Source organism: Collinsella sp. SGI.180 (genome assembly GCF_050313455.1).
GTDB lineage: Bacteria > Actinomycetota > Coriobacteriia > Coriobacteriales > Coriobacteriaceae > Collinsella.
Window position 1 is genome coordinate 16,035 of sequence record NZ_JBNPLL010000006.1, and the last position, 20,618, is coordinate 36,652.

The 20,618-nt window shown below is 60.6% G+C and carries 15 protein-coding genes; 10 read left to right on the plus strand and 5 right to left on the minus strand.

The features are described from left to right. Window positions 1-85: 85 nt before the first annotated feature. The 7 genes from ACQRAP_RS03775 to ACQRAP_RS03805 all read left to right on the plus strand — a co-directional run bounded on the left by ACQRAP_RS03775 (window position 86) and on the right by ACQRAP_RS03805 (window position 8,866). Window positions 86-688, plus strand: a complete 603-nt coding sequence (locus tag ACQRAP_RS03775) for a hypothetical protein (RefSeq protein ID WP_427719603.1) — start codon at window positions 86-88, stop codon at window positions 686-688. Window positions 689-779: 91 nt separating this feature from the next. Next, a complete protein-coding gene (locus ACQRAP_RS03780) occupies window positions 780-929 on the plus strand; it encodes a hypothetical protein (RefSeq protein WP_154517138.1) in 150 nt (49 codons plus the stop codon). A 39-nt stretch (window positions 930-968) separates the two neighbouring features. After that, the gene (locus tag ACQRAP_RS03785) at window positions 969-2,360 is read left to right on the plus strand and encodes a hypothetical protein (RefSeq protein WP_427794931.1); all 1,392 of its coding nucleotides are present in this window, start codon (window positions 969-971) and stop codon (window positions 2,358-2,360) included. An 88-nt stretch (window positions 2,361-2,448) separates the two neighbouring features. Beyond that, window positions 2,449-3,165 carry a DUF554 domain-containing protein gene (locus tag ACQRAP_RS03790; protein WP_427747902.1) on the plus strand — a complete coding sequence of 239 codons (717 nt, stop codon included), beginning with the start codon at window positions 2,449-2,451 and terminating at the stop codon, window positions 3,163-3,165. Window positions 3,166-3,253: 88 nt separating this feature from the next. Beyond that, a complete protein-coding gene (locus ACQRAP_RS03795) occupies window positions 3,254-5,014 on the plus strand; it encodes a TerB N-terminal domain-containing protein (RefSeq protein ID WP_427794932.1) in 1,761 nt (586 codons plus the stop codon). After that, on the plus strand, window positions 5,007-6,305 hold the full coding sequence (locus ACQRAP_RS03800) for an ATP-binding protein (RefSeq protein WP_427794933.1): 1,299 nt from the start codon (window positions 5,007-5,009) through the stop codon (window positions 6,303-6,305). The genes ACQRAP_RS03795 and ACQRAP_RS03800 overlap by 8 nt, the downstream gene beginning before the upstream one ends. 116 nt (window positions 6,306-6,421) lie before the next feature. Beyond that, entirely contained in the window at window positions 6,422-8,866 is a 2,445-nt protein-coding gene (locus ACQRAP_RS03805; RefSeq protein ID WP_427794934.1) for a DEAD/DEAH box helicase, read from the plus strand. Between the two features lie 204 nt (window positions 8,867-9,070). On the opposite strand, the gene ACQRAP_RS03810 is transcribed toward ACQRAP_RS03805, so the two are convergent. From ACQRAP_RS03810 to ACQRAP_RS03825, 4 genes are all read right to left on the minus strand, one after another. After that, window positions 9,071-9,946, minus strand: coding sequence for a spermidine synthase (locus tag ACQRAP_RS03810; RefSeq protein WP_427794935.1), 876 nt, complete (start codon window positions 9,944-9,946; stop codon window positions 9,071-9,073). Beyond that, window positions 9,947-11,854 carry an elongator complex protein 3 gene (locus ACQRAP_RS03815; RefSeq protein WP_427728251.1) on the minus strand — a complete coding sequence of 636 codons (1,908 nt, stop codon included), beginning with the start codon at window positions 11,852-11,854 and terminating at the stop codon, window positions 9,947-9,949. Between the two features lie 97 nt (window positions 11,855-11,951). Next, window positions 11,952-12,848 carry a DUF4097 family beta strand repeat-containing protein gene (locus ACQRAP_RS03820; RefSeq protein ID WP_427794936.1) on the minus strand — a complete coding sequence of 299 codons (897 nt, stop codon included), beginning with the start codon at window positions 12,846-12,848 and terminating at the stop codon, window positions 11,952-11,954. Then, entirely contained in the window at window positions 12,848-13,564 is a 717-nt protein-coding gene (locus tag ACQRAP_RS03825; protein ID WP_427794938.1) for a helix-turn-helix domain-containing protein, read from the minus strand. The genes ACQRAP_RS03820 and ACQRAP_RS03825 overlap by 1 nt, the downstream gene beginning before the upstream one ends. Before the next feature lie 267 nt (window positions 13,565-13,831). Here ACQRAP_RS03825 and ACQRAP_RS03830 point away from each other — a divergent pair, with 267 nt between their 5' ends. The 3 genes from ACQRAP_RS03830 (at window position 13,832) to ACQRAP_RS03840 (ending at window position 18,654) form a co-directional block, all read left to right on the plus strand. After that, the gene (locus ACQRAP_RS03830) at window positions 13,832-14,704 is read left to right on the plus strand and encodes a class I SAM-dependent methyltransferase (RefSeq protein WP_427794939.1); all 873 of its coding nucleotides are present in this window, start codon (window positions 13,832-13,834) and stop codon (window positions 14,702-14,704) included. A gap of 119 nt (window positions 14,705-14,823) precedes the next feature. Beyond that, window positions 14,824-15,705, plus strand: a complete 882-nt coding sequence (trmB, locus tag ACQRAP_RS03835; RefSeq protein ID WP_154517108.1) for a tRNA (guanine(46)-N(7))-methyltransferase TrmB — start codon at window positions 14,824-14,826, stop codon at window positions 15,703-15,705. Window positions 15,706-15,972: 267 nt separating this feature from the next. After that, the gene (locus ACQRAP_RS03840) at window positions 15,973-18,654 is read left to right on the plus strand and encodes a DEAD/DEAH box helicase (protein WP_427794941.1); all 2,682 of its coding nucleotides are present in this window, start codon (window positions 15,973-15,975) and stop codon (window positions 18,652-18,654) included. Between the two features lie 79 nt (window positions 18,655-18,733). On the opposite strand, the gene ACQRAP_RS03845 is transcribed toward ACQRAP_RS03840, so the two are convergent. After that, window positions 18,734-20,491 (minus strand): DUF2130 domain-containing protein, encoded by a 1,758-nt coding sequence (locus ACQRAP_RS03845; RefSeq protein WP_427794205.1) that lies wholly within the window; start codon window positions 20,489-20,491, stop codon window positions 18,734-18,736. Window positions 20,492-20,618 lie beyond the last annotated feature (127 nt).

Consider the following 20,618-nt stretch of genomic DNA (forward strand, 5'->3'; position numbering starts at 1 on the left):
GCCGACGCGCTCGCAGGGGCAGCACCCTGTCCCCATTCGTCCAACCATCACGGAAACAGTCCGTGACGAGCAGAAAGGATCGATTATGAACACACCCATGAACCTGAGCGGAGCCAGGGCACTCGCCGTGGGCGCAGGGCTTACGCTCGCACTTGCGATGGGCGCCGCGCCAACGGCGGCCATGGCAGAGGTGCGCGTTGGAACCACCGATGTGACGGTGAAGGCCGACATTAGCAATGTTTCGTTTAAGGCGCCAACGGTCATCCCCTTTGCCGCCAAAGCCGACGGAACGCTTGTAGGACCCTCCGACGAGACGATTACCATCGACAACCTCTCGGCATATGGCATCCACGTCACCAACATGAAGGTCACGGCCAAGAACGACTGGACAATCGTTGCAGACGCAAAGACGGGCTCGGCCCAGAACTCCATCGATTTTAAGGTTGGCCCCGATACGGCAGAAAAGGATGCCAGCTCGGCGACTCAGACTACGGGCCTCGATCTTTCCAAAGACGCAAGCTTCGACATGAAGTACAAGGACATTGGCGACGGAACGGACAAAATTAGGCTCAATGTGAGTGGCCACGTCGCCCGCGTCACGCGTGACATCTACCACGCCACCGGTACGGGAGATCAAGTGGCAAGCATCACCTGGACGGTCGAGCCCGGTGCGCACGCCACGTCCTAAGGCGATTGCACTGGCCGCCATCGTCAGCATCTTGGCGTCCGCACCCGCAATGGCCTTTGCTCAACAAGAGCAAGCGCAAGCGGCCACAGAAGTGACCGTCGATCTTTCGGGCCTTAATCGCGGCAGCCGTCACGAGCCGCTCGTCCAGACGAGCGACACCCGACAACTCATTGCGGTAGGCGTCGCCACGGTGGGAGCAGGACTGACGTGCCTTGGCCTGCACATCAAACGCAACCAATAGCCAAGCACGACCGGAGTACGCGGAATAGATAGGAGAACCATGGCACCCAAAAACCTTTTGCCCGTTGCCGCGCTCTGCAGCGCACTGGCGAGCGGTACGCCTCTCGCCGCTTGGGCGACGCCCGCCACGGCAAGCTCCTTACCGCAAGCTCTGAACCCCGCGTCGAATTCGTCGGGTATCGTCGCCTGCCAACGTTTTTCGCTCGCACATGCCACGGTCCGAACCTCGGGATGCCTTCACCGCAATACGGTCGACTCGATAGTCGTGGATATCAATCGACCGGACAAGGAGAACGGCCCCCAGACAGGTTGCGCCATCTGCACATGGAAATCGGCTGCAGTCGACGCCGATGGCGACCCATGCGACTTAGAGCTGCGCATCGATATTGCCTCGGTCGATGACTCGGCGAACGGGGCAAAGGTCGTCTTCGACAGCGCGGCCCATGAAGAAGAAGGGGGTGTATGCCTGGGCTGCGTTCCCTCGAATGTCGATGGCGCGCAGCCCATCATCTCCTTTACGGCGTCGCTGCGGCTGACCAAGGCGGACACCGAAGCCATCGCAACGGGAGATGCGCCTTTGCTGTTCTACGCTGGCGACGCGGACGACCAAAAGGTTCAAAGCACCGGGCAGAAGGGCTCGCTTAACCTCACGCGCGGATCAGAACCCGCCCCCATCAATATCGATGCCCAGGAGCCGGGCGTGCAGCGCATTCTCGCCGATCCGGCGCTGCTCCAAATGACATGGCACGGAGTGGGGTCCGTCGAGATTGCCGCTCCTATATCGAGCGATAATGACAAATCCCCCAAAGACGAGGTCGCAGACGCACCGGCACATGTTGACGATGCATCATCAGAAGACAACGCTGCGGTTCCTCTCGAGAAGCCAAGCGGCAGCGCCACCGAACTAGGCGATTCCCAACCGAAAGACGGCCTGGACTTTGCCGCTCCCCCAGGTGTCGACGAAGGCAACTGTTGCATGATGGTCGCGCTCGACCACACGGAAACCGTCGATGCTGCAAGCATTGAGCCAGTCGCTGCCAATGCGCCCCGCCGCAAAAATATCCTCATCGCATTCCCCAACACCGTCGAGCTCGTCTTTTTGCCTTCGGGCGAAGTCGTCGCGCCTACGGCACTTACAGCAGTGGGAGCAAAGAGCGCATCGAACGATATCCAAGCTATCTCGGCACTTGATGCCACAACGACCGCCAAGTTACACCTTTATTCCGTTGCAGCAGACGGAACGCGAACCGAAGAATTCGACGGAACCAAGCTTTTGGTTCCTCGTCGCATCGGTATCCAAGAAGACGTCCCCTATCAAATGGAACTTGAAGGGTTCGATCGCGCACGAGATGCCGACATCATTGCCGCAGCCATCGAATCCCCGCAGCACCTCATGACGCTGCGCTTCGACTTTAGCCCCATCCTGTCCTAGACCGCTAACCGCCGCTTGGCTCGGATACTGAGCGCCCCCTCCCCGTTCTGCTACGATTGCCGCGTTGGCATCAATTACAGGAGGGTTCATGCCGGGTTTAGGAACGATCATCAACGTCGCGCTTTTGATCGCGGGCGGTCTGCTTGGCCTTATGGGCGGGCGCTTCATTACGCCTCGCATCCAAGACACGCTCATGAAGGCGTCGGGGTTGTGTGTTCTGTTTATCGGCTTGGGCGGCACCATGCAAAAGATGCTCGTTATCGATGGAGAGGCGTTGGCGACCACCGGCACCACCATGCTTATCGTCTCATTTGCCCTCGGTTCGCTCATCGGCGAGGCCATCAACCTGGAGGCCGCCATCGAGAACCTCGGCGAATGGCTCAAGCGCAAAACCGGCAGCGAAGGCGACAACGAGTTCACCAACGCCTTTGTCTCGGCATCGCTCACCGTGTGTATCGGTGCCATGGCCATCGTAGGATCGATTCAGGACGGTCTGCTCGGCGACTGGTCCACGCTTGCCCTGAAGGGCGCGCTGGACTGCATCATCGTCTGCACCATGACGGCCTCGCTTGGCCGCGGCTGCATCTTCTCGGCCCTGCCCGTTGCCGTATTCCAGGGCACGATCACGCTTTTTGCCGGCTCACTCTCCCCCATCATGACCACCGCAGCCCTCGACAGCCTTTCGCTTGTGGGCTCTATGCTCATCTTCTGTGTTGGGGTTAACCTTATTCGACCTCAGACCTTCCGCACGGCCAACATGCTCCCCTCCGTCGTCGTGGCGGTCATCTACGCCCTCTTGTTCTAAATCTATCTACGTAGCGGTTTCTCGAACACCTGTTTGATGCTGTGCTATGATATGAGGTCACCGAAGCTGCGTTAGGAGAGGAGAAGCGGTGGCCGACCAGGACGTCAAGATGCTCATCGAGCGCATTATGGCCGAGGCCCGGACCCATCAGTCCGCCCGCTTCTCAAACGAAATCTATGCTGACGAGCCGATTCTCAAGACCGGTCGACAGATGCAGAACTTCCTCCCCGACCAGTACCGCAAGATGCGCGAGATATCACGCTGGCAAGATGATCCCAAAGGCGGCGCGGGACGTTGGCTATCGGAGGCGGAGCTCTTTTACCGCCAAGGCCTGCTGATGGCCGACTTCGAGGACGATTGTCCCTACAACGGCACCTTTAAGTCGTACTTTCCCACCTACAATGCCATGAGCGATCGACAGTTGCGCGGCTACTTTACCTGGCGTGCCCAAGTGCGCCGCGGAACTGTCGAGGAAACGTCTACGTCCTTTGCCTTCCTGTATCTCTATGAGCTGATCTGCGGCATTGGCGTAGATGACCCACTCGATGGCTTTAGCAAGATCAAGGCCTTTTGGAACGCCTATCGTGCCTTCGAGCCCGGCATCGACCGGTTTGCACGCGTGTGGTTGCAAGATTACGCCGTTTTCCACGGGCTCGACCCCAAACTGCTTCGCGACTCTAAAACCGTCATGTTCGATAACGCCCTTATCGAGCTGCGGCGCGCGGCTCGAGACCTTGCACCTGCACCGACGCCGTCGGACCTGGCGCCTGCGCGTCGCAAGACCTCCGAGCCTACGCTCCCCCTCCCGCCCGACGAGGCGGGCGAGGAGCGACTCATGGCCGCTATCAACGCCCTCTCCACGTATAACCTCGATAACTCTAGACTCGATCGCAGCCACCATCGCGACCTACGCCACGTGGCATGTGCCGTGTACGTCCGCATGGCGCGCTACTATGACACGCATCGAAAGACCGGTATCGTGGCGAGCTTGTTTGGGGAGGAGACGGCCATGCCCTATACCATGTTTGCCTCGGCCGTGTTCTTTGCGCCCGAGCGCCACGAGGACTGCGAATACCGTCTTGACCCCATCCATATCTACCGCTGCCAAAACGGTTTTTGGGAATGCATGCGAATTCACGGCAGCAGGCAAAAGAGCAGCAAGCTTGGTGAGATGATGCGCGCCTGCGACCAACGTCTGCGCCTGGCCCTAGCCCCCGCCCACCCCCTGAAGGAGGAGAAGGTCCCCAAATATCTGGCCAAAATCATCGATGACGAGATCGTGGCATGGCTTTCGTGGGATGCCGCACACCAGCCCATCAAGATCGATATCGATTTGAGCCAGCTGGGGCACATTCGGAGCGCCGCCGCGCAAACGCGTGAAGCGCTTTTGATTGATGAGGAGCGCGAGGACGGCATGCCCGTGGAAGCCGAGGCAACGCTTATCGAGCAGCCGGGCCGCGAGTCTGCGCCCGGCATGACTGCCGAACCTGGCGAGATGACCATTCAGCAAGACGAACCCGACGAGCAGACTGTCTCCGCCGAAGAGTTTGGCGTCATGGCACCGCTCCTCGTGTCTGCGCCCGCACCCGCAACGCCCGCGTCTGCCGAAGCTACGAACAAACTCGCGCCCGCCGAAGATGCCTTTCTTCGCGCACTCCTCGAGCAAAACACAGCGCAAGCGACATCGGCAGTGGAGAGGTCGGGCCAGAGCGAGGATATGCTCGTCGACAGCATCAACGAGACGCTCTTTGACCTGGTGGGAGACACCGTTATCGAGTTCGGCGCGGCAGGACCGCAAATTATCGAGGATTACGAAGCAGACGTGAGAGGATACCTAGACCATGAGTGATACCGCATCCGCAGCACCCCGCGTGCCCAAGCGCGTCGCTGCCGTCATTCTCAACTCACTCAAGGGCGGTGTGGTCCCGCGCATCGGCCTTCCCTATATCACCGTAGGGCGCGAGGTCGAGATCCGCGCCCTGCTCACCGATTTGAGTCTCATCGCCGACGGTGGCGCGAGCTTCCGGTTTCTGGTCGGTCGCTACGGCGCAGGCAAGAGCTTTTTGCTCCAGACCATCCGCACGCACGCCATGGGCGAGGGGTTCGTCGTCGCCGATGCCGACCTGTCGCCCGAGCGCCGCCTGCAGGGCGGTCAGGGGCAGGGCCTTGCCACCTACCGTGAGCTCATCCGCAACATATCGACCAAGACGCGCCCCGAGGGCGGTGCGCTCAACCTTATTCTGGATCGCTGGGTCGCCTCGTGTGCCGACGTCGACGAGTCGGTCGTCAATGCCCAACTGGCCCCGCTCGAGGAGATGGTCCACGGCTTCGACTTCGCCCGCATGCTCCGCCGCTACCGCACGGCCGTATCCGAGGGCGATGAAGAGGCCATGAGCCGCATAACCAAATGGATCCGCGGCGAATACCGCACCAAGAGCGAGGCTCGAGCCGAACTGGGTTCCTCAACCATCATCAGCGATGACGACTGGTACGACTACGTTAAGCTCATTGCGCGCTTTTTGGTCTGCAGCGGCTACAAGGGCATGCTGGTGCTCATCGACGAACTCGTGAATCTGTATAAGATTCCCAACGCGATCACGCGCCAATACAACTACGAGAAGATCCTGACCATGTACAACGACACGCTCCAGGGCAAGGCGCAGTACCTGGGCATGATCATGGGCGGCACGCCAACCTCCATCGAAGACCGCCGCCGCGGCGTGTTCTCCTACGAGGCCCTGCGCAGCCGACTCGCTCAGGGCCGCTTTGCACGCGAGGACCTTAAAGACATGCTCGCGCCCATCATCCGTCTGCAGCCACTCACCTACGAAGAGTTGCTGGTGCTGATCGAAAAAATCATGCAAATTCACGCCGGCTACTTTGGCTGGACGCCCACGCTTACCGAGAACGACCTGGTGGACTTCCTCAAGATTGAGTTCGGTCGCGTGGGAGCCGACACGCATCTGACGCCGCGCGAAGTCATTCGTGACTTTATCGAGCTGCTCGACATCCTATGCCAAAACCCCAACGCCAACGTGGCCGAGCTGCTGCAAAGCGTCGGCGGTGACGCGCCAGCAGCCGCAACAGACGACACCGGCACCGCAGGCGCCGACCGCAACTTCGCCGAATTCGCCATCTAACCTGCCAAAAAGGGACAGGTTTATTTTGGCAGGTTTTACCTGGGCAAACATTGAAGCAGTCATGCAGCAAGCCACTGCCTGCCGCGTCGAGAGATTCGCTTTTGAAAGGAGGCCCCGTGAACGCCTTTGACCGCTACGCCCCGTTTATCCAAGACTTCATCTACTCCCACGATTGGGAGAGTCTCCGCTCCATTCAGGTTGCGGCGGCAGATGCCATCTTTAACACACAAGACAATGTGCTCCTGACGGCATCCACGGCTTCCGGCAAAACCGAGGCGGCCTTCTTTCCCATCCTGACCGAGTTTTGGGAGAAGCCGCCCGCGAGCGTGGGCGCCCTCTACATCGGCCCCCTCAAGGCGCTCATCAATGATCAGTTCGTCCGCCTTAACGACCTCTGCGAAGAGGCCGATATCCCTGTCTGGCACTGGCATGGCGATGTCTCGCAGTCGCACAAGGCCAAGCTCATCAAAAAGCCGAGCGGCATCTTGCAGATTACGCCCGAGTCACTCGAGGCGCTCCTGATCCATAAGCACATGGCGATCCCGCGCATGTTTTGCGACCTGCGCTATGTGGTCATCGACGAGGTCCACTCGCTCATGCGCGGCGACCGTGGCGGGCAGACGCTCTGCCTTATCGAGCGACTCTCGCGCATGGCCGGCGTGCAGCCTCGACGCATTGGCCTTTCGGCCACCATCGGCGACCCCGAGCGCACGGGCGCTTTTCTCTCACAGGGAACGGGACGTGACTGCGTTATCCCCCGTTTTGAGGAACCGCGCCGCGTGTGGCGCATCTCCATGGAGCACTTCTACAACTCGGGTCCCCAGGCACAGCAGCGGGGATTCGAGAGCATGGGTCCTCAAGAGGCCGAAGTGCTTGCCTCCGAGCGCATTGAGGCAGCGGCACCCACGGCGCTGCCGGCCGACACCCAAGGCACGAGCCACAGCGGACAGCCCACACAGGAGGAGCGCCGTCAAGGTCGTGAGCGAGCACGGGGCAAGGCCGCTCCCAAGGACCGCCAAACTTCTTCGGCCCCCGAGGGCGAAGTCGACATCCCCCGGGCCGCCGAGCAAGCGCTCCTCAACCCTACCGACACCGCACCCGACAACGCCGATCCCGGCATGGGCTATATCTTCGAACACACCCGCGGGCGCAAGTGTCTGGTCTTTGCCAACTCGCGCGAGGAGGCAGAGGCCGTATGTTCCATGCTGCGCAGCTACTGCGAGAGCCGACACGAGCCTGACCGTTTCCTCATCCATCACGGCAATCTTTCGGCATCGTTGCGCGAGACGGCAGAAGAGCTCATGCGCGATGAGGAGCAGGCACAGACGACCGTCACCACCTCTACGCTTGAGCTTGGCATCGATATCGGCCGTCTGGAGCGTGCATTTCAGATCGATGCGCCATTTACCGTCAGTTCCTTTTTGCAGCGAATGGGCCGCACGGGACGCCGCGACCTTCCGCCCGAGATGTGGTTTGTCATGCGCGAGGAAGAGCCCGAGCCGCGCACGATGATGCCCGAAACCATTCCGTGGAAGCTCCTGCAGGGCATCGCACTCGTACAACTCTATCGCGAGGAAAAGTGGGTCGAGCCGCCCGAGCTCGATCGACTCCCCTACAGTCTGCTCTATCACCAGACTATGTCGACGCTTGCCAGCACCGGAGAGCTCACGCCGGCAGAACTTGCCCAGCGCGTGCTCACGCTCAGTTATTTCCACCGCGTCTCAGCCGATGACTATCGCGTGCTGCTGCGTCACCTCATTAAGATCGACCATATCCAGGTCACCGAGGGCGGCGGGCTCATCGTGGGCCTCGCGGGCGAGCGCATCATCAACAATTTTAAGTTCTACGCCGTGTTCCAGGAAAACGAGGAGTTCACCGTCCGCAGCGAGTCGGCCGAGCTGGGCACGATCGTCAATCCCCCACCGCCCGGTGAGCGCATCGCCATCGCCGGGCACTGCTGGATTGTCGAAGAAGTGGACTGGAAGCGCCACACCGTCTTTGCTACGCAGGTCAAGGGCCGTGTGCCGGCTTACTTTGGCGATTGCCCCGGCGACATCAACACGCATGTACTCGAGCGCATGCGTAAGGCGCTCAACGAACATGCCGCGTATCCGTACCTTATGGGCAACGCGCGAGCCCGTCTGGCGCAGGCTCGCCATACGGCCGAGATTTCGGGTGCGGGCACTAGGCCACTCATTAACCTGGGCGGCGACACCTGGGTGCTCTTCCCCTGGCTGGGCAGCTATGCCTTTTTGGCGCTCGAGCGCATGCTCAAGATTAAATGTGCCGCGGAGCTGGGCCTTCGCGGACTCGACCCGTCGCGCCCGTACTTTATGCAGTTTAAGATGAAGGCCGACGAAGAGACGTTCTTTGAGGTACTCGCCGCCGAGGCCGAGAAGGACTTCGATCCCATCGAGCTCGTCTATCCCGGCGAGGTGCCTTACTTTGATCGTTACGATGAGTTCGTTCCCGAAGAGCTCGTGCGTAAGGGCTTTGCCGAAGGCGTGCTCGACATAGAGGGTATGAAGCAGCGTGTCCGCAGCTGGCGCGACCACGCATAAAACGGGGCTGACTATATGAGCAGTCAATTTGGGACGGGGCTATTTTAGCTGCCCTTGCAGGTAAAGCGAAAGGTTTGTCCGATTAGTGGCAGGGATAGCTAAAAGAGCCCCGTCCCAAATTGACTGCTCCCGATGTGGAGCGAGCCGGCATCCGAAAGCAACTAAAAAGCCCCGTCCCAGAAAGACTGGTCGCAGAAAGACGCGCTAGTCGTGAAGGACGGCGCCGAGGAAGTCGGCGTCAAAGGGCACGGCTTCGGCAAAGGCATAGTTCCCGTCGCTGGCGATGAGCAGGTAGTTTTCCTCGCCGCCGAACTCTGTATCGCCACAGGGGACCACCCAGGCGTGGCCGAATACCTCGAGTGCCGTGGCAGCACAGTCGCGCAGGAACGTTACATCGCTCCCCTCGTTTGCGCTCACGATATTGGCAACGTAGATACCCCCGGGGTTCAGGCTGCCCCGCACTAAACGCAACGCCTCAACCGTCGCCAGCTCGCCTACGGGCTCGGCACCGCCAAAGCAATCGCTCACGACCACGTCGTAGCGACGATGGCCCACACTCGTCACACCCAGATACGAGCGAGCCTCAGCGGTTATCACCCGCAGGCGATCGCCCGCCGCGCGCTCTAGCTCGTCTAGGTAGAACCAGCGGCGCGCCAGGCGCGTAATCTCTCCGTCATACTCGATAACGTCCATGCGCAGGCCCTCATGCGACATCAGCGCAAATTTGGGATAGGCAAACCCGCCGCCACCTAGCATAAGCATACGGCTGATACCGTGACCATAAACGTCACGCATCGCATCCTCGGCCTCAAACACGTCGTCAAACGCGCGATAATACGCAAAGACGGGCTCCGCCCAGCGCTCGCCGACGTAACTCGCGCTTTGGTAGACACCGCCCTGCACCAATACGCGGACTTCATCGCCGCCCTCATCGTGCACGCGTTTCACACGCGCCAACCCATTGCGGGTTCGCGCAACCTGCAGGCAGGCAGCACGAACAGCGACGGCAGCCGCACCAAGCGCCGCGGCTCCCAGAGCAACGCCGGCAACAACGCCGGCAGAAACACTCGGTTTGTTCATCTAGAGCTCCTTTTGCAGATAAAGGCCATGGTCATAAAATCCAAGATGGCGATAGTACTCGCGTGTGCCAATCGCGCTGATCACGTTGATGCGCGCATAACCCGCATCCCGGGCAATCTCGCACGCACGCTCTACGAGCAAACGCCCCAACCCGTGATGCTGCGCCGCCTGGCCCTGGTCGCCCACGCGCGCCGCCATGCCGTACACGTGCACCTCGCGAATCATCGCCTCGTCCGGCGTCGTCGGCAACTCGTCCGCATGCGCGGCAACAAACGAATGGTCGGGCAGCGACAGGCGCAAAAAGCCCGCAATCTTGCCCTGCGGCGTCACCCACTGCAAAAAGCGCTCGTGCGTCACCGGCGTCTCGTACGCTACATCCTCGTCAAGGGTCAGTTCATCCAAGTCGGCACCCGCCGTGCTGATCTCGCGATAGCGTATCTCACGCACCGTCGCACCGTCACCCCGAGCAGCCAGGCGGTTCTCGACGAGCTGACGCAGGTTGGGCTTCTTGTTGCCCACCATAATGTCATCGGAGCTAAAATCGCGGATCATGCGGCTGATACGGCAGAACGGCGGCGTCACCACGATGTCATCGGCTAGCACGTCGAGCAGCTCCTCCTCGGTATAGGGGCGCCACTCGCCGCGCTCGTAACAGCCCACCAGACGCGAGCCCTCGATGAGCGCGCACGGGTAGACCTTGACCTCGTCGGGCATAAAGGCCCCCTCGGTCATAAAGCGCTCGTAGTCGCGCTTGTCCCCCTCGGGTGTGGCACCCAGCAAGTTGAGCATAAAATGCGCGTGGATCTTAAAGCCAAACAGGCGCGCAAGCGAAAACGCCCGCTCGATTTGCCCCACCGAAATGCGACGCTCGTTGATATCGAGCAGGTACTGGTCGAGGCTCTGGATGCCCATCTGAATCTTGGTGCAGCCCAGGCGGCGGATGAGCGTAAGCGCCTGCGGCGTTACGGCATCGGGGCGCGTCTCGATAACGAGTCCCACCACGCGATGCTTCGCCGTCTCGTTGATGCGCTGCTGACGCTCGAGCTCCTCCATCGTTGCCGTCTGCCACTCGGTGACCTCGCCCCACGGCGTACCGGGGCCGTACAGACGACGCACCGCACGGTTATAGCCGCGCACGGCAGCATCCACACGCTCCTGCTCGTCGGCAACGCCGGCAGCGAGCTCGGCCTCGTCTGTCGCAATGCCGGCAGCCCGATAGCGCTCGCGGCGCTCCGCTACCACCGGCGGCAGGGCATCGGCGGGTGCATCGTCGAGCAGACGCCCCGCCTCGGCACGGCTGATGCCCGGACGCGCCAACATGGGGTTGGCCGCCACGCCGGCGACGGCATCGTCATTGAGCGCACGGAAAAGCTCCGACATAAACCATGTCTGATAGCCTTCCGGATAGTCGCTCCAGGTGCCACCGAGCACAATGAGCTCAATCTTATCGGTCGCATGCCCCATCTGCGAAAGCGCGGTCAGACGAGCGCTCACCTGCAGATACGGATCGAAGCAATTTTGCTCCGCACGGGCGCACGCGGGCTCGGCATGCAAATAGCTTTTGGGCATACGCAGGTCGTTGGGGCAAAACAGGCAATCGCCCGAGCACGGCCACGGCTTGGTGATGACGGTAATGGTCGCTACGCCCGAAGCCGTGCGGCGCGGCTTCATGCGTAGCACCTGCAGCAGTTGACGTTCCAGATCGGAATCGACATTCCACGCAGCCCAACGAGCCGGATCCTCACGTTTAACCCGCTGGTAGAACGGCAGCAGACGGCGCTTGGCCAGATCGCGCTTGTCGGCACCCTCACGGCGTGCCTCGGCATGTATCAATTTGACGAGCGCCTTGTCGTCCACGGTCTCGCCGCGACGCAAGGCTTTAAGTATGTTCAAGATAATCTGTTCCATGCCCCCATTGTAAAGGCAAAGGCGCCGGAGCCCGTCACGGCCCCGGCGCCTTCATCAAAGAGCACGCCTATATGTACCGATCTCCGAAAACCGCGTGTCACTCCGGATCAAACGACATGTCACCCGAACCGACCTCAAAACGATACGTGGCAGACTTATCACCGTTATCGAATTCAAGATTCAAAATGGTCTCGCCGTCGTAGCCAAGCGGAAGGAAATCGCTCTCGAAGTCGCCGCTGCCCACGGTAAGGCTCGCCTTAAAGCCCGTAGAATTCGGAACCGTCATCTCCACATCGCCCGAGGCCACGCTCACGTCCATCGACTTCGCGGGGGCCTGGTAAAGCTCGAACGTCACATCGCCCGAACCGACCTCAGCGCTGAGCGCATCAGTCACGCTGCCCGAAAACTCTACATCTCCCGCACCCAGGAAAAGGTCGAAACCATCACAGATGACACCGGCAATCTGCAGATCACCCAAGCCCACGTGCGCGTTGACTCCCTTCAGATGTTCGGCAACACGGCGTGGCAGCTCAACCGTAACTGAGCGATCGATTGCCTTACCGTTATCACTTCCAAACTGGGAAACCTTGAGCGTCGAGTCCTCGACGGATGCGATGTTTTGCGTCGCGGCCTTGGAGGCATCCATACCCTCGGCAACGCGCCCCCGCTCTATAACGCGAGCCTTGTTGCCATCAACAACCTTGACGTCCACCGAAGCCGCATTGATATCGAAATCGAGGTAGCGGAACTCATCGGCATCAAAAGTCACACTCGAAAGTTGCTGAGGCCGAGCGGAATAGTTACCGCTATTCAAGGAATCGTCCTCGTCAAACATATCGTCAAAATCAGACAAATGGCCAGATAGAATACCGGTCGTACGCACCATATCGGAATGCGCCAATAGCCGCGAAATGCCAAAGACAAGCCCAATGATGAGCACAAACGCTCCGACGCCAACGCCCAAGCGTACCTTGGATTCATGCGAAAGCTTCATCATTCATCACCCTCTTTGGCAATCGGCTCAGCGGTAGTCGCGGTAGCCACGTCAGCATCAACCGCAGTGGAAACATTCTGAGCCCTAGCTGTCACCGGCGCCGGACCAACCTGGATATCACCGCGCGCCCAATCGCCATCGAGCGCACGCGCCACCCAGTGATAGATAGGGATCGTAAAGAAGATCAGCGCGGCAAAGGGGCCGGCGCCAAACGGGAACATCAGCAAAAAGAACAGCAGCCAACACACAGCCCAATACGGGAACGACTGGAACGGGCCCTTCGCCGGAGTCGAGCCAACTGCACCGCCACTCGTCGCCTGCGCCGTAGCGGCGTTGGCGGCCTGCGCACTCCAGCTTGCCGCTTGTGCCGCCTTGGCCGCAGCATCACTCGCCTGCGTTGCCGCCTCGGTGGCGCGTGCCGCCGCCTCATGGGTGCGGGCGCGCTCCGCGGCCTCGGCCTCGCGCTGACGGGCGCGGTCCTCGTTCTCAAACTCGATATCGTCCTCGATCTCGTCGCTCGGATTGAGGAGCTCGTCCAGGCTCACGCCATAGAGTTTGGCGAGCGAGATCAGGTTCTCGGTATCGGGCGAGCTCTCCGCGCGCTCCCATTTACTGACCGCTTGGCGCGACAGTCCCAGCTTTCGTGCCAGCCCTTCTTGACTAAAGCCTTTGCTGCGGCGAAGGTCGGCGAGCCGCTGCGCAGTTTCTACATTCATGGTTCCTCCTATGTGATGCCAGCCGTGCCGCCGGACCGTTTATGTTCTTAATGCGCCTTGCATAGTTAAAAATCTATCCGCCACCGCCAAAAGCATGCCACCTATTCTAGTGAGATTTTTGACAACCGGCGGTTGCGGGTGCATATGAGCTGCGGAAATGTGTCCAAACAAAGCAATGACACGTAGCTTGGTTGTCCCCGTTGCGGCGTTAACGGTAGTATGGTCGTACTGTTAATTCCGCACCGCCAACGGAGGGAGTCCCGCGCCGTGAACCGCGATTTCGCCTCATCGCTCATCCAGCTCAACAACACGTTCTATCGCGAGCACTCCGCCTCCTTTTCCGATACGCGTCAGGCCCCGTGGCCCGGCTGGGTACGCACCATGGATATCGCGCTCGAGCAGCTCGACGTCGCCAGGATCGAGCATCCCGTCCGCGTCTTCGATCTCGCCTGCGGCAATATGCGATTCGAGAACTTTGCCGCCGGCGGCGCACTTGCCGCCAAGGGCGTCGACGGCGCAAACTCCTCGGCAGATGCCAGCTGCCCGTTTGAGTTCTATGGCGTCGACTCGTGCCAAGACCTGGCCATCGATGCACGAGGTCACGCCCTGCGCATTCCCAACCTGCACTTCCAGGAACTCGACGTGCTCGATGCCCTCATGAAGCTCAACCCCGCCGAGACACCCGACGCGCTTTTCGACGCCCCGCTCGCCGATATCTCGGTCTGTTTTGGCTTTATGCACCACGTGCCGTCGTGCGAATACCGCGTGCGCGTGCTCGACGCCCTGGTGCGCCAGACGCGCCCGGGCGGCATCATCGCCATTAGCTTTTGGGAGTTTATGAACGACGAGCGCATGGCGCGCAAGGCCGTTCGCGCCGAGGCCCGTGCCGAGCTCACCCCGCCGTTTGAGGGTTACGATTCCGCGCAGTTTGAAGCCGGCGACCACCTCATTGGCTGGCAAAACGACCGCCATGCCTACCGCTATTGCCACCACTTTGACGATCAGCAGATCACCGACTTGGTGCGCGGCGTGCGCACGTTCTACAAGAGCGGCGAGGTCCCCGTACGCGAGCTTGAGCGCTTCCATGCCGACGGTCGCAGTGGCGAGCTCAACCGCTACGTGATTCTCAAGCGCCTGTAGGCGCCGACGACTCGCCGTCGAGCCGCACTGCATCTTTCGGGCAAGCTATGCCTACCCTTTTTTCAACCCATTGACGGAACGCGCAGCTATGCGTTCCATACTTATGACCAAGGAGCCTCATGGGAGCCGTCCACGTTCGCACGCCTAAGAACTTTGTGCTCGAAGAGCGCCTGGAGCGCTACGCCGATGCGATTGAGACGAACCCTGAAATCTATGCCGGAGATTGGCGCGAGGCCTGTGCGCCCGCAGGCAGCAAGTCTTTCGAACACCTTCACCTGGATCTTGGCTGCGGCAAGGGAACGTACCTTGTAGAGCGCGCGGCCCACGAGCCAAACACGCTCTTTATCGGCATGGACCAGGAGCCCATCTGCATCGCCTATGCCGCACAGAAAATCTGCGAGCAGGAACTGACCAACGCACTCGTCCTGCCCCGAGGCGCCGCATCGTTGCCGCAGCTGTTTGCCACAGGCGAGCTCGATGCCATCACTATCAACTTTCCCACGCCGCAGCCCAAGGCCAAGTACGCCAAAAAACGACTCGTCCATGTCGACCATCTGATGCTCTACCGCCCGCTTTTTTCAGCCGGCGCCACCGTCACGCTGCGCACCGACAGCAAGCCATTGCGCGACTACGCCCTGGGGCAGTTTGCCGCGGCCGGCTACGACACACTATGGGTAAGTGACGACGTTCGCCGCGACCATCCCGAGCATCCCGAGACCGAATACGAGCGCCGCACGCGCGAGATGGGTGCCGCCGTCTATGGCATTTGCGCCACTCCCGACGCGCTGCCCAGCGATGAACAGCTCACGGCGGGGCGCGCGCAGGAGCAAAGCCTTGCGTGCTACCTGCCCGACAATCTCGATGAGCTCACCTACGTGCCCCTCGGCATGGAAGAGGCCGTCGAGAATTTCAAAAACCGCGCCCGCAAGGGCAAGAAGCGCTTACCGCAGGAGTCCCAGGGGCCTCTGATGGTCGCGGCTTCGGCAAACAAGCGCAAATAGGCGCCAGCAAACGACCCTCAAATCTAAGTGAGTAGACTTTTTTGCAATAGCCAAGCACAACCCGCATAACCAATACTAAAACCGCAGGTAGAGCCTTTGCGCAAAAGCCATGTGCTCGCAATATTGCAAAAAGTCTACTCACTTAGTTGGCAACTGCACCAAACAGCTGGGCAGAACGCCCATTTCCTGCATTTTCTTGCCTGCGAACGCATCGATGCGACGCTACGCCATAATAGTTGGCGGACAATCGCGAGAGAAAGCAAACACATGGCACAGACCACGACAGATACCGCCGCCAGCACCGTCTCCGGTGCCGGCGCCGCCAGCTCGTTCTCGGGCGGCACGGGAACCGAAGCCGAGTTTGGCTCGCTCGGCGCGCTCTCTCCCACCTGGTGGGAGCCCGAGGACGGCAGCGAGCCCGAACCATGGCTCACGCCCGATCAGGCCTTCGAACGCTTCTTTGAATGGACGAGCGACCGTGGCATTGAGCTGTGGGATCACCAAGAAGAGGCCCTCATGGACCTGGCCGCCGGCGATCACGTCATTTTAGGCACACCGACCGGATCGGGTAAATCGCTCGTCGCGCTGGGCATGCTCTTTATGGGCATGGCTCAGGGCAAGCGCTGCTATTACACGGCCCCCATCAAAGCCCTGGTCAGCGAAAAGTTCTTCGACCTGGTACAGGTACTCGGCCGCGATAACGTCGGCATGATCACCGGCGATACGCATATCAATACCAAGGCGCCCGTCATCTGCTGCACGGCCGAAATCCTTGCCAACGATGCGCTGCGCGAGGGCGAGGGCGCCGACGTGGGCTGCGTCGCCATGGACGAGTTCCACTACTTTGCCGACCCCGACCGCGGCTGGGCCTGGCAGGTACCGCTGCTCACCCTGCCCCACACGCAGTTTATGCTCATGAGCGCCACGCTCGGCGATGTCACCGCCATCGCCGCCTCGCTCGAGGAGCACACCGGCGCTGCTTGCGACTTGGTTGTCGATGCCCCGCGTCCTGTTCCGCTGAGCTACGACTATGTGACGACCTCCCTCGAGGGCACGGTCGAGCTCGCCATGCGCCGTGGCGAGGCCCCGCTCTATATCGTGCACTTTAGCCAGGATGCCGCCCTTGCGACGGCACAATCGCTCGCCAATTTTGGCATCGCCAGCAAGGAGCAGCGCGAGGCCATCAAAGAAGCGGCAAAGGGAACGAGCTTCTCCACGGCCTTTGGCAAGATTCTCAAGCGCCTGCTTGGATGCGGCGTCGGCGTGCACCATGCTGGCATGTTGCCGCGCTATCGCCTGCTGGTCGAGCGCTTGGCGCAGCAGGGCCTGCTGCCCGTCATTTGCGGCACCGACACACTCGGCGTCGGCATCAACGTACCCATCCACACCGTGGTGCTCACCGCGCTCACCAAGTTCGATGGTTACAAAATGCGTCGTCTGCGCGCCCGCGAGTTCCATCAAATTGCCGGTCGCGCCGGTCGCTCGGGCTTCGATACCGAGGGCATGGTAATCGCCGAGGCACCCGAGCACGAGATCGAGAACGCCAAGCTTATGGCCAAGGCGGGCGACGACCCCAAAAAACTCCGTAAGATTAAAAAGAAAAAGGCCCCCGAGGGCTTTGTCTCATGGAACAAGCAAACTTTTGAGCGCCTGATCGAGACGCAACCCGAAACACTCAAGCCACGCCTGCGCATCACGCACTCTATGGTGATTAGTGTGGTCGAGCAGGGCGGCAATGCCCGAGCCCGCGTACATGACCTCATCGAGACAAGCCTGCAGACCCCCGAAGAAAAGGCCAAGCTTGAGGTTCGCGCCGACGAGATCTTCGCCACGCTCATCGACTCCGGCGTCGTCGTGCGCACCGAGGTGCCGCCCGCACCCGACGCTCCGGCTGACGCCGCGCCGGATATCGACTACGCGCTGACGGTCGACCTGCCCGATGACTTTGCGCTCGACCAGCCGCTCTCGCCGTTTTTGCTTGCCGCGCTGGAGCTGCTCGACCCTGAAAGTGAGACCTATACCATGGACCTCATCTCGATGGTCGAGGCCACGCTCGAGGACCCCAAGCAGGTATTGCGTGCACAGGAGCGCGCCGCACGCGATCGCGCTATGGCCGAGATGAAGGCCGACGGCATCGAGTATGAGGAACGCTTGGAGCGCATTCAAGACGTCACGTACGAAAAGCCGCTCGAGGATTTGCTCGACGCCGCTTTTGACAAGTACTGCCAGGAAGTGCCCTGGGCAAACGACTACCAGCTCTCTCCCAAGAGTGTCCTGCGCGATATGCTGGAAAGCGCGAGCGATTTTAAGGGTTACATTCAAAAGCTCGGCATCGCCCGCTCCGAGGGCATTTTGCTTCGCTACCTGGCAGAGGCCTACCGTTCGCTCGACCGCACCGTACCCATCGAGAAGCGCGACGAGCGCCTGCGCGACATTATCTCGTGGCTGGGCTTTGTGGTGCGCTCGGTGGACTCGAGCCTGGTGGACGAGTGGGAGAACGCCGGCAACCCGGCAGCCCTCGATGCCGCGCCGCCACAGGGCATCGACGAGGTCGTGGCGGACCGCCGCGGCTGCACGCTGCTGGTGCGCAATGCGCTCTTCCGCCGCGTGACCCTTGCCGCCCGTGAGCACGTTCGCGACCTGGGCGAGCTCGACGACGACTGGGGCATGAGCGAGATCCGCTGGCAAAAGGCCCTCGATGCCTACCATGAGCAGCACGAGGAAATCCTCACCGACGGAGACGCCCGCAGCGCCGCGATGTTTTCCATCGATGAGTCCGACGAGAAAACCGCGCACGTATGGCACGTGCACCAGATCTTTGCCGACGAGGACGGCGATCACGACTTTGGCATCATGGGCGATGTCGATCTGGACGCCACGCAAGACGGCGGTGAAGTCATCTTCAAAAACTACCGCGTCGGCTTTATCGAAGACTTGCTCGAGGACTAGTCGAACATACTGGAACGAAACGAAGCGAGGCCGTTGGCAATATCGCCAGCGGCCCCGTTTTTGCACTATACGCTATGCCTTACTCGGTATCCTCGACCTCATACGAATCCGCCTCGGCTGGCTCATCGTTTGTCTCTGGCGCAGCCCCGCGCGCCTCGTCAAACGCCGCCTTCATGGTCTTGTTGCCCCACGTGAGCTTGCGAATGGTAAGATCGTCGGCCTTCTTGTTGGCTAGGCGCAGATTGTTCTCGGAGGACAGCAATGCCTCCTTGGTTTTCTGCAGATGGCTAATCGTCTTGTCGATCTCATCGATTGCCGTTTGGAACTTGCGGCTCGCGATCTCGTAGTTGCGACCGAAATCATTCTTGAACTTCTCCATCTTGGCTTCGAAGTTCGTGACGTCGATATTCTGCTGTTTGTACTCCGCTAGCTCCTGCTTATAGCGCAGTGAGCCCATGGCGGCGTTGCGAAGGAGCGTGATCATGGGAATGAAAAACTGTGGGCGAATCACGTACATCTTCTCGTAGCGATAGCTCACGTCGACTATCCCTACGTTATAGAGCTCGCTCTCGGGCTCGAGCAGCGTGCAGAGCACCGCGTACTCACAGCCTTTCTGGCGACGATCGTGATCGAGTTTCTTAAAGAAGTCCTCGTTTTTATGCTTGGTCGCGGTCTCGTCGTTCTCGTTTTTCATCTCGAACATAATCGAAATGACCTCGTTGCCGCTCGCGTCGCACTCGCGGAAGATAAAGTCGCCCTTGGTACCCTCGGACGCATCGTTATCCTTCTCGAAGTACGCGTTGGGAAATGCCGTCATGCGCAGACGGTTAAACTCGGTTTCGCAATGCTGCTCGAGCGACTCGCCCACCATCTTGGTGGACAGACGGACCTTCATGTCCTTAAGGCGCTCGATCTCTTCATCCTTGTAGCGAATCAGGTCATCGCTCGCGCGCTTGGCCTGCGCAAGCTCGAGCTCGTGTGCCGCCTTGGCCTGTTCCTCGCGAGAATCGCGCACCGCCAGCTCGCTCGTCAGTTTGGCACGCGCCTCATCGCGCTCTCGCTCCGCCGCGGCGACCGCCTTCGACAGCTCCATTTTTGCAGAAAGTTCTTGCTCGCGAAGCTGTGCACGAAGGCCCTCGGCCTCGCGCTCAGACTGAGCCTTTGCGGCGGAAAACTTCTCTTGTACCTTCGCGCGATAGTCAGCAAGCGCGCGCTCGGCCTCGCTGCGAGCGGCATCGAGCTCACGCTGCGACTCTGCCGCGGCAGCGGCAAGCGCCATCTCCTGGGCCTTGTCCGCCGCGGCAAGCCTGGCCTGCAGCTCGGCAATCTGAGCATCACGTGCAGCTAAATCGTTTTGAGCGGCATTGCGCGCCGCCGACTCGACGAGCTTGGCTTCGTCATCTTTGCGCTCCAGCTGCGCACGCAAATTGTCAATCTCGCGCTGGAGTTCGGCATTCTCCTTTTGAGCGTTGGCTCGTGCCTCTACCGCCGCGCGCTGGCTTGCACTCTCGCGCTCTGCGGCAGCGCCCTCGAGCTTGGCGCGCAGCTCGGCGAGCTCAGCATCGCGCTTGGCAACCTCTTGTGCCAGCTGTTGAGCTGCAGCGTTCTTCTGCTCGGTAAGCTGAGCGTTGCGCTGGGACTCTGCCTCTTGCAAGGCAGCCATCGAACGCGAGCGCTCAAGCTCCAGCGCTTGCTCGCCCTCGCGCTGGACCGCCTTCACACGCTCATCCAGGTCGCGCGAAAACTCGGCATTGCGCACTTGCTTGACGATATCCGCATAGCCGGATGCATCGACCTTAAATACTTCGCCGCAATGTGGGCACTTGATCTCGTTCATAGCAGCTCCTCGCTGGACGCAAATTTCAACCGCCTACACTCTACCGCGCCGCACGGACAAAAAAGGTGCCGCCGCCATAATGGCAACGGCACCAGAACCGCCACAAAGGTGCCCGTCCCCTTTGTGG